This is a genomic window from Lentzea sp. NPDC006480, assembly GCF_040611995.1.
Taxonomy (GTDB): domain Bacteria; phylum Actinomycetota; class Actinomycetes; order Mycobacteriales; family Pseudonocardiaceae; genus Lentzea.
In genome coordinates this window covers 1-13789 of record NZ_JBEXPJ010000214.1, presented here as the reverse complement: position 1 = coordinate 13789, position 13789 = coordinate 1, and the positions used below count along the sequence as shown (strand labels likewise).

10 protein-coding genes and 1 pseudogene are annotated in these 13789 nt (G+C 70.3%); 3 read left to right on the top strand and 8 right to left on the bottom strand.

All coding sequences use genetic code 11. The features are described from left to right. Positions 1-181 precede the first annotated feature (181 nt). Positions 182-2257: a LuxR C-terminal-related transcriptional regulator gene (locus tag ABZX92_RS41825; RefSeq protein ID WP_355571049.1), complete on the top strand. Its 2076-nt coding sequence runs from the start codon at positions 182-184 to the stop codon at positions 2255-2257. Positions 2258-2346: 89 nt separating this feature from the next. Further along, positions 2347-4416, top strand: a complete 2070-nt coding sequence (locus tag ABZX92_RS41820; RefSeq protein WP_355571047.1) for an acyltransferase family protein — start codon at positions 2347-2349, stop codon at positions 4414-4416. A gap of 51 nt (positions 4417-4467) precedes the next feature. On the opposite strand, the gene whiA is transcribed toward ABZX92_RS41820, so the two are convergent. From whiA to ABZX92_RS41780, 8 genes and pseudogenes are all read right to left on the bottom strand, one after another. After that, on the bottom strand, positions 4468-5454 hold the full coding sequence (whiA, locus tag ABZX92_RS41815; protein WP_355571045.1) for a DNA-binding protein WhiA: 987 nt from the start codon (positions 5452-5454) through the stop codon (positions 4468-4470). Next, complete coding sequence (yvcK, locus tag ABZX92_RS41810; protein WP_355571051.1) at positions 5445-6413, bottom strand: uridine diphosphate-N-acetylglucosamine-binding protein YvcK; 969 nt, start codon at positions 6411-6413, stop codon at positions 5445-5447. Before yvcK ends, whiA begins: the two co-directional genes overlap by 10 nt. 5 nt (positions 6414-6418) lie before the next feature. Continuing rightward, the gene (gene rapZ, locus ABZX92_RS41805; RefSeq protein ID WP_355571043.1) at positions 6419-7297 is read right to left on the bottom strand and encodes an RNase adapter RapZ; all 879 of its coding nucleotides are present in this window, start codon (positions 7295-7297) and stop codon (positions 6419-6421) included. 680 nt (positions 7298-7977) lie between these two features. Beyond that, complete coding sequence (locus tag ABZX92_RS41800; RefSeq protein WP_355571041.1) at positions 7978-8364, bottom strand: phosphohydrolase; 387 nt, start codon at positions 8362-8364, stop codon at positions 7978-7980. A gap of 612 nt (positions 8365-8976) precedes the next feature. After that, a pseudogene (gene uvrC / locus ABZX92_RS41795) lies at positions 8977-10857 on the bottom strand (excinuclease ABC subunit UvrC); the annotation flags it as partial. A 42-nt stretch (positions 10858-10899) separates the two neighbouring features. Continuing rightward, positions 10900-11340: a Rieske (2Fe-2S) protein gene (locus ABZX92_RS41790; protein WP_355571039.1), complete on the bottom strand. Its 441-nt coding sequence runs from the start codon at positions 11338-11340 to the stop codon at positions 10900-10902. 106 nt (positions 11341-11446) lie between these two features. After that, positions 11447-11698, bottom strand: coding sequence for a Rieske (2Fe-2S) protein (locus ABZX92_RS41785; RefSeq protein ID WP_355571037.1), 252 nt, complete (start codon positions 11696-11698; stop codon positions 11447-11449). A 162-nt stretch (positions 11699-11860) separates the two neighbouring features. Further along, positions 11861-12355: a hypothetical protein gene (locus ABZX92_RS41780; RefSeq protein WP_045316946.1), complete on the bottom strand. Its 495-nt coding sequence runs from the start codon at positions 12353-12355 to the stop codon at positions 11861-11863. Between the two features lie 457 nt (positions 12356-12812). Here ABZX92_RS41780 and ABZX92_RS41775 point away from each other — a divergent pair. After that, the coding region (locus ABZX92_RS41775) for a helix-turn-helix transcriptional regulator (RefSeq protein ID WP_355571035.1) at positions 12813-13789 on the top strand (977 nt) is incomplete at its 3' end.

The window sequence follows — 13789 nt, the reverse complement described above, 5'->3', positions numbered from 1 at the left end:
GGCGTACGCGTCGACCTGGTCCTCGGGCGTGACCGGCGTGCCGTAGCGCGACTCCAGGGAGATCACGTTCGTCGGCCGCCGCGAGGAGCTGGCGGCGCTGGGGCGGCTCTGCGCGGAGCACCGGCTGGTGTCGCTGGTCGGCCCGGCGGGAGCGGGCAAGACCAGGCTGGCCGTCCAGCACGTGAGCAAACGCGCTGATCAGGTGTGGTGGACGGCGCTGGCGGCCGCGCCGGAGGTCGTGCCGGCGATCTACCACGCCATCGGCGCGCACCCGCTGCCGAACCGGACGGTGCGCGACGCGGTGCTGGCCGAGATCGAGCAGCACCGGCGACCGCTGCTCGTGCTGGACAACTGCGAGCACGTGCTGGCCGAGGTCGCCGACGTGGTGTCCGAGCTGCTGGCGTGCTGCCCGCGGCTGCGCGTGCTGGTGACGTCGCGCGAGCCGCTGCGGCTGGCCGGCGAGCAGGTTTTCGGGCTCGGCGAGCTGGAGCTGCCGCCCGCCGGCGCGAACCTCGCCGAGGCCCTGCGTTACGACGCCGTGCTCCTGTTCGGTGATCGTGCCGTCTCGGTGGACAGGTCGTTCGAGGTCGACGCGTCGAACGTCGCGGACGTCGTCGCCGTGTGCCGCGCGCTCGACGGCATGCCGCTGGCGATCGAACTGGCCGCGCGCCGCATCACCGTCCTGTCCCCCGCCGACATCCTGGCGAGGCTCGGCGACCGGCTGGGGTTGCTGACTGCCGGGCCGCGCGCGTCCGACGACCGCCATCGCACGCTGCGGGCCGCGATCGGGTGGAGCTACGACCTGCTGTCCGAGGCCGAGCAGTCCGCCTGCCGTCGTCTCGCGGTGCTCGGCGTGCCGTTCGACCTGGGTGTCGCGAGCAAGGTCTGCGACGTCGAGGACGCCCTGGACCTGCTGACCAGCCTTGAGCAGAAGTCGCTGCTGGTGGCCGAACGCGCGTCCGGCACCACCACGTTCCGTCAGCTGCAGTCGATCCGTCTCTATTGCCGCGAACGCGCGGTGGAGCACGGCGAGATCTCTCTCGTGGCCGACCGTGTGGTCGACTGGGTGTGCTCGGTGGTGGAGCCGGAGATCTCGTCCTTCTTCGCGTCGCCGTCCGTCGTGCTGCGCCTGGACCGCAACATCGGCCTGCTCGAGCTCGCGGTCGCGCGCAGCGCCGACGTCGGCGACTGGCCCCGGCACGCGCTGGCGATCGTCGCGACGGCCTGGACGTCCACCCCGCGCGGCCCTCGCGGCGCGCCGACCGAGCTCCTGCACCGCGCGTTGACGCAGCCGATGCCACCGCCCTACCGCAGCGTCCTGACCGTTCTCGCGGCCATGCACCACCGGGTGCGCGGCGGCTGGCACGTGACGCGCAAGTTCGCCCAGGAGTCGCTGGCGATCGAACGAGCCGACGCGTCGCGGCCTGGCGCGCTGGCCCGTGCACTGGAGGTCCTGGCCTCCGCGGAGGCCCACACCGGAAATCCCGAGCTGGCCTGGCAGCTCTACGACGAGGCCGTGGAGCTGCTCCGGTTCTCGGGCGAGAAGCTGGCCCGTGGCGTGCTGCTGAACTCGTACGGCTGGACGCTGCTGCAGCACGGCGAAGCCGATCTCGCGGCGCCGCTGGTCCGCGAGTCGCTCACGCTGGTCCGGCTGATGGGCCTGCCGCACATGCTCAACCCGGCGCTGCACACCGCGGGCGCCATCGCGTTGGCGCGCAAGAGTTATCCCGAGGCGGTCGACCTCTTCCGGGAGAGCCTGGAGATCGGCTCGGAGCATCCGATGGACCAGTTCTACGACCTCGAGGGCCTCGCGCTGGGACTGGTCGGGGTCGGGTCGGACGACGAGCGCGCGTTGTCGTTGCTGACCGCGGCTGCCGTGGTGCGCACTCGCTACGACTTCCAGGCGGAGCCGTACTGGCAGGACCTGCTGGACGAGGCGCGTGCCGTCTGCCGGACCCGGATCACCGCCGCGCGGCTGCGCGCGGCCGAGTCGACCGGCGAGCGGATGTCGTTGCCCCAGGCCATTTCCTACGCGCTGACCGCGATGCCGGTCGCCGAGGACGACCACGGGGTGATCTCCGAACGCGAACTGCACGTCGCGACACTGGTGGCGGAAGGCCTGACGAACCGGCAGATCGGGCAGCGGCTGGGGATCTCGCCGCACACCGTGGCCCGGCACGTGACGCACGCCCGCACCAAACTGGGGCTGCGGTCGCGGTCGCAGCTGGCGGTGTGGGCGGGGCGCCACACCCCGTGACCCAGGCTCGGCGGACAGTACCGATCGGGTTATCCTCTAGCCCTTTGACGCGGACGTCTTCCGCCAAACCTGCAGCTAGGGAGTCAACTGTGGCGGTCACCTCCGCCGAGCGTTCCGCCGAGGTGCGCGACGCCGCTCGCCCCCAGCACGCTCAGCGGGGCGACATCCAGGGCCTGCGAGCACTCGCGGTCGGTGTGGTCCTGCTCTACCACCTGCGGCCCTCGTGGCTGCCCGGCGGCTTCGTCGGCGTCGACGTCTTCTTCGTCATCTCGGGTTTCCTGATCATCGGCACGCTCACCAACGAGCTGCGCCGCACCGGAACGGTGAGCCTGCGCGACTTCTACGCGCGGCGCATCCGCCGGCTGCTCCCGGCCGCGACCGCCACCCTGCTCGCGGTCGTGGCCGCCGTCGTGGTGCTGCTGCCCGAGTCCCGGTGGCCGGACTTCCTGCGCGAGGTCGTGGGGTCTGCGCTGAACGCCCAGAACTGGCTGCTCGCCGTGCTGTCCAACAACTACGGGCACGCCACCGCCGGTGCGTCTCCGGTCCAGCACTACTGGTCGCTGGCCGTCGAGGAGCAGTTCTACCTCGTGATCCCGTTGCTGCTGATCGCCAGCGCCGCGCTCGCCGGCCGGTTCAACGCCGCCAAGGCTCGTTATGCCGCCGGCGCGGTCGCACTGGTGACGGTCGCCTCGTTCGCGTTCTCCGTCTACTACACGCCCGTCAACCACGGCGCCGCCTACTTCGTGACGCCGACCCGCATGTGGGAGCTCGGCATCGGCGGCCTGACCGCGATGGCGCTGCACCGGGTGACGCTGACCCGCGCCGTGCGGGAGGTGCTCGGCTGGCTGGGTTTCGCCGCCGTGCTGGTCGCGACCGTCCTGTACACGACGGACCTGGAGTTCCCCGGCTACGTGGCGGCGCTGCCGGTGCTCGGCACCGCGGCGATGCTGGCCTGCGCGGGCACGTCGCTGGCCGGGCTGCTGAGCGTCCGGCCCGTCCGCTACGTCGGTGACATCTCCTACAGCCTCTACCTGTGGCACTGGCCGGTCATCGTGGTGATCCTGGAGCTCAGCGGCCACGACCGGTTGTCGAAGAAGGAGATGCTCATCGCCCTGGCCGTGAGCTTCGTGCTCGCGGCGCTGTCCAAGCACTTCATCGAGGACCCGTTCCGCCGCAACAGGTTCGGCCGCCGCCGCGGCACCTACCTGTTCGGTCTGATCCTCGTCGTCGTGTCGGTGGTCGCGGCCTCGGTCCCCTGGTACACGGCGGAAAAGCACCTCACCCAGCTCGCGTCCCGCACCGCGCTCGACGCCGACCACCCCGGCGCGATGGCTCTCGACCCCAAGGCCCCCAAGCCGGTGCCGGCCGGTGTGCCGCTGCTGCCGGACCCGGCCGTGGCGAACGAGGACGGCCCGTACAGCGGCGGCGACGGCGACTGCCACGTCTACAGCCTCAACTACGCCGCGAACGCGTGTTCGTGGGGCGACACGTCCTCGCCGAAGTCGGTCGTGGTGCTCGGCGACTCGCACGCGGCGCAGTACACCACCCCGTTGATCGACTTCGCCCGCGGCGCCGGCCTGGGCAACTGGAAGGTGCGGGCGATGACCCGCAACGGCTGCCCGTTCAACGCCGTGGCGCCGTCGGAGGCCGGTACGCCGATCACCGTCTGCTCGGACCAGAACCGCGCCGTGCTGGATCGGGTCAAGGCCCTCAAGCCGAACCTCGTGGTGCTGTCCGGCATGAGCCGCGAGTCGTACCTGAACGACCTCAAGTGGACGTGGAAGTCCCGCGAGGAGATGGTGTCCGGCTACCGGGAGATGCTGACCGCGTTCACCGGTGCCGGGATCCCGGTCGCGGTGATCAAGGACCTGCCCCGGCCGAACGGCCAGGTGCCGCGCTGCCTGGAGCGCAACGCCGGCGACCCGGCTGCCTGCGGCACCCCGCGGGCCGAGGCGTTCCAGGGCGAGGGCGATCCGCTCGTGGCCGCGTCCGAAGGCGTCGCCGGGGTCAAGGTGGTCGACCTGACGCCGTGGTACTGCAATGCGGACATTTGCCCCGCGACGGTCGGCAACGTCGTGGTGTACCGCAACAACCACGTGACGAACACGTACGCGCGGACGCTCGCGACGCCGTTGCTCACCGCGCTGGGCATGCGCTAGCCGTTCGGAAATGACGAAGGCCGGCCCCGCGGGGCCGGCCTTCGTTCGTTCTCAGACCTCTGCTTCGAGCATCTCCGCCGTGACCGCGGACTCGGTGTCCGGCAGGCCCAGGTCCTTGGCGCGCTTGTCCGCCATCGCCAGCAGACGCCTTATGCGGCCGGCGACCGCGTCCTTGGTCATCTGCGGTTCGGACAGCTGGCCGAGCTCCTCCAGCGACGCCTGACGGTGCGCGAGCCGGAGGTGTCCGGCGGCGGCCAGGTGATCGGGAGCCTCCGGGCCGAGGATCTCCAGCGCACGGGCCACTCGGGCCGCCGCCGCCACCGCCGCACGGGCGGAGCGGCGCAGGTTCGCGTCGTCGAAGTTCGCGAGCCGGTTGGCCGTGGCGCGGACCTCACGCCGCATCCGGCGCTCTTCCCACGCCAGCACGCTGTCGTGCGCGCCGAGCTTGGTCAGCATCGCGCCGATGGCGTCGCCGTCCCTTATCACCACGCGCTCGGCCCCGCGGACCTCGCGCGACTTCGACGAGATGCCCATCCTGCGCGCCGCACCGACCAGGGCGAGGGCCGCCTCCGGGCCGGGGCAGGTGATCTCCAGCGACGAGCTGCGGCCGGGCTCGGTCAGCGAGCCGTGCGCGAGGAACGCACCGCGCCACGCGGCCTCCGCGTCGCACACGCCACCCGACACGACCGGCGCGGGCAGTCCGCGCACCGGACGTCCGCGCGGGTCCAGCAACCCGGTCTGGCGGGCGAGCCCCTCACCGTCCTTGACCACGCGGACGACGTACCGCGTGCCCTTGCGCAGGCCGTTCGACTGGATCGTGAAGACCTCGGCGTGGTGGCCGTACAGCGCCTGGATCTCCTTGAGCAGCCTGCGGGCGGCACTTCCCAGGTCCAGCTCGGCCTCGACGACCACGCGGCCGGACACGATGTGCAGGCCGCCGGCGAACCTGAGCAGGGAGGACACCTCCGCGCGGCGGCAACAGGTCTTGGATACCGCGAGCCTGCTCAGCTCGTCCTTGACCGCCGACGTCATCGCCACGGGCTTGTCCCTCCCACTCCGGTCTCATCGACCACCTGCCTCAGGCAACCGGCCAACGCCTCCGGATCATGCCGCTCCGCGGCGTCCAGTGCGGCGATCTTCGCCAGATGCGTCCGCGCGCCCAGTGCCGAGGCGGCTCGCGTCAACCGGTCCGGGGTGGGGACCGAGTCGACGTCGGCGATCACCGCGTCCACCTTCAGCTCGGGTGCGTGTTCGCAGACTACGTCCAAATGGCGCTCCGGAGAGAAACCGGCGGTTTCCCCCGGTTGGGGGACAAGATTGAGCACCAGGACCTTTTTGGCGCGGGTGTGCACGAGCGCGTCGTGCAGTTCGGGCACCAGCAGATGCGGCAACACGCTGGTGAACCACGATCCCGGCCCGAGTAACACAAGATCGGCGCCAAGTACAGCCTGTACTGCTTCCGGACAGCCGACAGGTCGCCCGTTCGGGGCAGTCAACCGGATGCGCTGCACGAGCCCGGGCGTGGTCGCGATGGCGACCTGCCCCCGGATGCGCCGCACGTCCTTCTCGTCCTCGTCCAGCCCGGTGACGTCGGCCTCGATGTCCAGCGGCTCGTTCGACATGGGCAGCACCCGGCCTCTGACGCCGAGCAGCTTGCTCGCTTCGGCGAGCACCTGGACGGGATCGCCGAGCTGCTCGAGCAGCCCCGCGATCACCAGGTTGCCGACCGCGTGGCCGGCGAGCGCGCCCGTGCCGCCGAACCGGTGCTTGAACAGGGACGTCCAGAGCACGCTCTCCTCGTCGTCCCCGGCCAGCGCCGCCATGGCCTTGCGCAGGTCACCCGGCGGCAGCAGGTCCGTGATCTCTCTGCGGAGGCGCCCTGAAGAGCCCCCGTCATCCGCGACGGTCACCACCGCCGTCACGTCGTCGGTGACCTGCCTCAGAGCAGTGAGGGTCGCGTGCAGCCCGTGTCCGCCGCCTAGAGCAACAGCCTTCAACTTCGTCACTCGCGTCCCAGATCCCTGTGCACGACCTTGACCGCCATGCCGTCCTCGGTGGCCAGCCGCGCGGCCAGCTCCTCGCTCAACGCCACACTCCGGTGCTTGCCCCCGGTGCACCCGATCGCGAGCGTCAGGTAGCGCTTCCCCTCGCGGCGGTAACCAGCGCCGATGAGCCTCAGCAGCTCGTGGTACCGGTCGAGGAACTCGTCCGCGCCCTCCTGGCTGAGCACGTAGTTGCGCACCTCGCCGTCGAGCCCGGTCTGCTCCCTGAGCTCCGGGATCCAGAACGGGTTGGGCAGGAACCTGACGTCCATGACCAGGTCGGCGTCCATCGGCAGGCCGTACTTGTAGCCGAAGCTGAGCACGGTGACCCGCGTGCGGGTGGCGGCCTCTGTGCCGAACGTGTCCTCGATCTTGGCCCGCAGCTGGTGGATGCTCAGCGCACTCGTGTCGAGCACGAGGTCCGCTTCCTGCTTGAGCGGCGTGAGCAGGATCCGCTCGGCCTCGATGCCGTCCTGCAGCCGGCCGTCCCCCTGCATCGGGTGACCGCGGCGCACTGCTTCAAATCGGCGGATCAGCACGTCGTCGGTGGCTTCGAGGAACAACACGCGCGGCTTGTACCCCCGCGCGTCGAGGTCCTTGATGATGGAGGCCAGGTCCTCGGTGAACGCGCGACTCCGCACGTCCATGACGACAGCGACCCTGGTGACGGCCCCACGCGCCTGCGCGCCGAGTTCGACCATGGTGGCGATGAGTTCCGGGGGCAGGTTGTCCACGACGAACCAGCCGAGGTCCTCCAGGCACTTGGCCGCGGTGCTGCGGCCCGCACCGGACAGCCCGGTCACCACGGCGACTTCGATGCCGGACTTCTCCGCGTTCACGACTACGACTCCGTTACCTGTTCAGGAGCTTGACGCTCTCGTACGTGTGCTGATCTTGGCGGCCTGGCGTGCGCTCCGCGTCAGCGGCCGAGCCACTCGCCCGCGCGCCCTCGGAGAGTCTCCACTGCTCCTCGGTGTTCGCGCGGCAGGTTCGGCACTTGAGACGCTACGTGCCTCCGCGATCCCTGCCACTCGGACGGGTGAACCCGGTCCTGATCCACGCCTGCCGCCCTCTATCAGATGTCCGGAAACCATGGTCGTCTTCGCCGCGACAGGAGGAAGGAGCGCACGGGTCGGCCAACTCCGGCGTGGCTGCGGCCAGCGGAGTACGGGATGTGGCCAGCGGAATGCGGGGGGCCGGCCGGCAGGTGCGGCCAGCGGAGTACGGCGTGCAGCCAGCGGGCACGGCGTGCAGCCAGCGGGCACGGCCAGCGGAATGCGGGGCGCAGCCAGCAGGTACGGCCAGCGGAGTACGAGCTGCGGCCAGCGGGGTACGGGTGCGGGCACGGCCAACGAGCGCGGCCAACGAGCGCGGGTGCGGCCACCAGCTGCGGGGGTGCGGGATGCGGGATGCGGGATGCGCCCAGCGGAGTGCGGGCCCGGCCAGCGGAGTGCGGGCGCGGCCAGCGGTGCGGGGCGCGGCCGGTGGGTGCGGCCGGGCAACAGGTCGGGCATCGCGGTCACGCCGTGATCGGGTAGCTCGACTGGAAGGCCGGCCTGGCGTCGGCGCCCGAGGCGATGTGGTCCAGTTCGTCGTCCAGGGCCAGGAAGATCTCCCAGGGCTCCTGGCCGGACGCGGTCGCGAGGTAGGCGGTCACCAGGTGTTCCAGGTCTGGGACGCGCTTGGCCTTCCACGCCTTGTCGGCGAGGCTGACCAGCAGGTCTTCTAGCGTCACGTCGTCGGCTGTCCAGGAGCCGTGGGTGCGTGCGAACCGGGCCAGGTGTTCCGGGACGCCGCGCGAGAGCAGGAGGGTGTGGCCGGCCGGTTCGTGCAGGGAGCCTGGGGCGGACAACTCGGTGGGGTGCAGCACTTTGCCGACGTCGTGGGTGGCCGCGCCGAAGAGCACGGCGGCACGGTCGAATGCCGCCGCGGGGGTGGTGTTGGGCGAGCCAGTCCGACAGTTGGCAGGCCACGTCGTGCACCGCGCGGAGGTGCGCGACCAGCCGGGGCGAGGCCTGCAGGTTCTCCAACAGGGCAACGGCTTCCGGCGGTAGGGGGCGCAGGCCGGCGTCCTCGGTCAGGGCTTGGCGCACAAGCGAAGCGAGCGTCACGACCTGGCCTCGGACGGGGACGGCGAAGAGGAGACGGCGGACGAGGACGACGGAGCGGCAACCGAAGGCGCGGTGGACGACGACCAAGGCTCGGCAGGCGAAGGACTCGCAGACGACGGGCCAGCAGACGACGGCTCGGCATGCGAAGACCCAGCATGCGAAGACCCAGCAGGCTCGGCATGCGAAGGCGCGGTAGCCGAAGGCGCGGTAGCCGAAGGCGCGGTAGCCGAGGGCCCAGCAGCCGAGGGCCCGGCAGGCGTAGGCGCGGCAGACGAAGGCTCGGTAGACGTAGGCCCCGCAGGCAAAGGCTCAGCAGGCTCGGTGGGCGAAGGCGCGGCAGGCAAAGGCGCGCCGGACGACGGCGTGGCAGACGAATGGCCAGCGGGCGCGGGCGAGGAGGACGGCGAGGCCAGGGTGGCCACGACCGCCTCGGCCGTGCGGCGGCCCACGCCCGGGACCTCGCTCACTTCGTCCACTGTGGCCTGCTTCAGCTTGCGCACCGAGCCGAAGTGCTTGAGCAGCGCGGCTTTGCGGGTTTCGCCGAGGCCCGGCACCCCGTCCAGCTCCGAGGCGATCATGCGCTTCGAGCGCTTCTGGCGGTGGTAGGCGATGGCGAAGCGGTGGGCCTCGTCGCGCACTCGTTGGAGCAGGTACAGGGCGTCGCTGGTGCGCGGGAGAATCACCGGGTCGGGCTCGCCGGGCACCCAGACTTCTTCGAGGCGCTTGGCGAGGCCGACGATGGCGACGTCGGTGATGCCCAGTTCGGCCAGGACGTCGGCGGCCGCGGCGGCTTGGGGGCCCGCGCCGTCGACCACCAGGAGGTTGGGCGGGTAGGCGAACTTGCGGGGCTTGCCGGTGTCCGGGTCGATGCCCGGGTTGGGGCCGCCGGACGCGGTTTCGCGCAGCATGGCTTGGAAGCGGCGGCGGACGACCTCGGCGATGGAGGCGACGTCGCCTTCGGAGGCGGCTTCGCGGATGGCGAAGCGGCGGTACTCGGACTTGCGCGCCAACCCGTCTTCGAAAACCACCAAGGACGCCACGACATCGGTGCCCTGGACGTGGCTGATGTCGATGCACTCGATGCGCAGAGGCGCCGTGTCCAACATCAACGCGTCCTGCAGCTCCTGCAAAGCAGCGGAACGAGCCGTCAGGTCGCCGGCGCGGCGGAGCTTGTGCTGTGCGAAGGCCTCGGAAGCGTTGCGCGCTACCGTTTCCATCAACGCGCGCTTGTCACCGCGCTGAGGAACCCGCAAGGCAACCCGAGAACCGCGCTGCTCGGAAAGCAGATCCTCCAACGCCGAGGCATCGTCCGGCAGCACGGGGACCAGCACCTCGCGCGGGGTGTTCTCCGTGTTGTCGCCGTAGAACTGCATGATGAACTGGTCGACCAGGCCGCCGTCGTCGACCGCCTCCACCTTGTCCAGCACCCAGCCGCGCTGGCCGCGCACCCGGCCGCCGCGCACGTGGAACACCTGGACCGAGACCTCGAGCTCGTCCTGCGCGAACGCCATCACGTCCGCGTCCGTGCCGTCGCCGAGAACCACGGCCTGCTTTTCCATGGCACGGCGGAGAGCGCCCAAATCGTCCCGCAACCGAGCCGCGCGTTCGAACTCCAGCTCCTCGGCGGCAGCGGCCATCTCCCGCTCCAGCCGGCGGATCATGTGATCCGTCTTGCCCGCCAGGAAGTCGCAGAAGTCCTCGACGATCGCGCGGTGCTCGTCCGCGGAAACCTTGCCCACACAAGGCGCCGAACACTTGTCGATGTACCCGAGCAGGCAGGGGCGGCCGATCTGGCTGTGCCGCTTGAAAACACCGGCGGAACAAGTGCGCGCGGGAAAGACGCGCAGCAGCAAGTCCAGCGTCTCCCGGATCGCCCAGGCATGCGCGAACGGGCCGAAGTAGCGCACGCCCTTCTTGCGCGGGCCGCGGTAGACGTGCAGCCGCGGGTAGTCCTCGAACAGCGTCACGGCCAGGACGGGGTACGACTTGTCGTCGCGGTACCGGACGTTGAACCGCGGGTCGAACTCCTTGATCCAGTTGTACTCGAGCTGCAGCGCCTCGACCTCGGTGGTGACGACCGTCCACTCGACCGACGCCGCCGTCGTCACCATCTGGCGGGTGCGCGGGTGCAGCCCGGCCAGGTCGGCGAAGTACGAGTTCAGCCTGCTGCGCAAGCTCTTCGCCTTGCCGACGTACACGACCCGGCCACCGGCGTCGCGAAACTTGTAGACGCCGGGAGCCTCGGGAATCGTGCCCACAGCTGGGCGGTACGTCGAGGGATCTGCCACGCCGTCAAGACTAACGACGAGGTCCGACAAAAACTGACAGGGTCAGGCCAGCACGACCTGATCACCGTCGATGCGCACCGCCACCGCACGCAAACCGGAAGTAGCGGGCCCCTTCTTCACAGCACCATCGGCAGCGCCGAACTGGCTGCCGTGCGAAGGGCAGGTGATGGTGCCGCCGGAAGGCTCGGCCACCGTCGAACCCTGGTGCGTGCAGGTCGCGTCGTAGGCCTTCACCTCGGACGCCGAAATCCGCGCCACGACGATCTTCTTGCCGCCCGGCCCGTCGACCAGAGCCCCTCCGCCCTCCGGCACATCGGCCAGCGCGACCAGCGCGGTGCCGGCCTTACCAGCGGATCCCGTAGGAGAAGCAGGAGCAGAACCCGACGGCGAACTGCAAGCGGTCACAAAGCCGCTGGGCACGGCGAGCGCCACGACGATTCCGCACAGCGCCGCCCGCCTGCTGACCGGGCTTTCGGTGTTCACGACCGAGTCCTCCGATGTGGTGGTGTTCGGGGTCACACCACAGCATTACGCGGAACGGTCAGCGAGAGTTCAGTCCGAGGCCCAATGCACAGCAACCTCACAGGTCTCAGCCCAGCACCAAATCCGAGCCTGAAACAGCGACGGCAACCTCTTTCAACCCTGAAGTCGCAGGTCCCTTGCGGACCGCGCCAGAAGCAGGATCGAAAGCGCTCCCATGCAACGGACAGGTGATGACACCACCGGCGGGAGGGTTGACCAAGGAGCCCACGTGCGGGCAAGAGGGGTTGAACGCGCGGAATTCACCCGATCGAGGCTGCACCACCAGCAGCTGGGCGTTACCGGGCATGTCCACCAGCACGCCGCCACCAACGGGGACACCCGAAGCAGCGGTCACGCGATCCCCGGGCCGGGCGGTCCCCACACCACCCGTCTTACGAGGAGCAGGCTCGCCACAAGCACTCAGAGCAGCGAGCCCGCACAACAACAGCGCTGAACGTCGATCCAGGGACACGAGTGCCGATTATCGGCGCTGGTCCTCCGCGGCGGCCGTCCGGGCCAGCGCGAGCACCGCGGTGAACGGCGGGAACCAGTGCCGCGAGTGCGACGGCGGGTTCGCCCACCGCAGCGATCCGTACCTGGTCATCGTGGGTGGCAGCGCGATCCGGTGGGGCGATCGCACGAACTGGACCTCGGGCGGGGCCTTCAGGTGGGTCGGCAGCAACGCCACCAGCTCGGCCAGGAAGATCCAGTGTTCGCGCGGGCCGGGGATGACGGTGACGGGACCGGCGAGCATGCGCGACTTCAGGTCGGCCAGGACGCGCGACCCGATGCGCGCCGGCATGGCCAAAGCGGTCGTGGCGGGCCCTAGAGGTAGGAAGACACCCTGCTCGGTGACGTTCACCTGCCACCCGAGCAACCGGTAACCGGCGACGGCCTCGCCGATCGCCCGATCGTGTCCCCTGTTCTGTGGGATCCCGGCACTCCCGGTACCGGTCTCCGCGGTCGTGAGGCTCATCGGCGGTCGTCCTCCCCGCTCATGGGTCAGGCACTGCCAAAACCGCGGGGATCTGCCCGCGACCTGACGATGTGCAGGGTGCGGGGCCGTGAGCGCTAACACCACTCGCGCGCTGCATGACGTTCATGCAGCGGACGTATGAAGCTCATCCGCCAGGCGGAGGTACGACAACTGCGACACGCGAATCCATTACGTCTTATGCATGAGATGGATGGACTGACGATCACGTCTCCGTACACTGGGGAAACGCTCAGTGACGGGGGCGATGCCGATGGATACCGCGAGACCCAGATCCAGGCGCGCTTGCCCGTGTGGAGCGTTCATCGCGGCCGACAACACCGATCGGCTGTGTCACCGGTGCCGCCGCAACGCTCGTTCCGACGTGCACGGACCCCCTGCCGTCCCGGATGACTTCTGGGACCACCCCGCGATCACGGCGGCTTGTACCGATCGCGACATGGGTGCGCTCATCTCCGCGTACCGGCACCACCCGCAGCACCTCAGCCGAGTGAGCCAGGACCGCATGGCGGGCTGGCTCGGCATCAGCCAGGCGCAGCTCTCGCGTTACGAGTCCGGCGAGAACCAGATCGACCGGCTCGACCGGCTGCGCCACTTCGCGCTCGTGCTCGGTGTGCCGGGCGAACGACTGTGGTTCGACCGAGTCGTCATCCCAGCTCAGGTGGGCTCCCCCGAATCGGGCCCGCCAGATGTGCTCGCCGCCCCGTGGGAGGCGACGAGCATTGCCCGTTCGGTCGAGGAGACGGCGAGGAGCGACTTGGCGATCAGCAGACGAGCGGCGCTCAGTGGGGCTGCCGCGGTGACGGTGGGGTCCGCACTGGTCGAGCCGCTGCAGCGGTGGTTGCACCCCCTGCAGAACCTGTCGAAGTGGTCGTCGCACTCGGCGATCAGCGAGGAGGAGCTGCTGGCTCTGCAGCGCGTGGCGAACGAGCTGCGCGGCTGGGGTGGCCGGGGCGGGTACGGACTGGCGCGCAAGGCCGTGCTGGGTCAGCTCGACGAGCTGGCCGAACGGCTGCAGCGCGCGCCCGCGGGTCCGACGACGGAGCGGGCGTTCTTCATCGGGGCCGAGCTGTCCAAGGTGGCGGCGAGCATGTCGTTCGACGCGGGGCTGCACAACGCGGCCCAGCGCTACTACGTGCTGGCCATCCGGATGGCGAAGGCGGGCCACAACGACGGCTTCGCGGCGTTGTGCCTGGCGGCGATGGCGCGGCAGATGTTCGACCTCGGCAGGCCGGAGGACGGACTCGAACTGGTGCAGCTCGGCCAGTACGGCACGCGCCGCACGGGCACGCCGACGCTCAAGGCGTTGCTGCTCACGCGCGAGGCGTGGGCGTACGCGCAGATGGGAAAGACCCGCTACGAGGTTGTTGATGAGGTGCGGGCTCGGGTACCGGGGCGGCGGGTTGCCGTTGCTTC

Excerpts from the sequence above, each read along its gene's own strand:
- ABZX92_RS41780 (WP_045316946.1), bottom strand. The coding sequence starts at position 12,355 with ATGAGCCTCACGACCGCGGAGACCGGTACCGGGAGTGCCGGGATCCCA.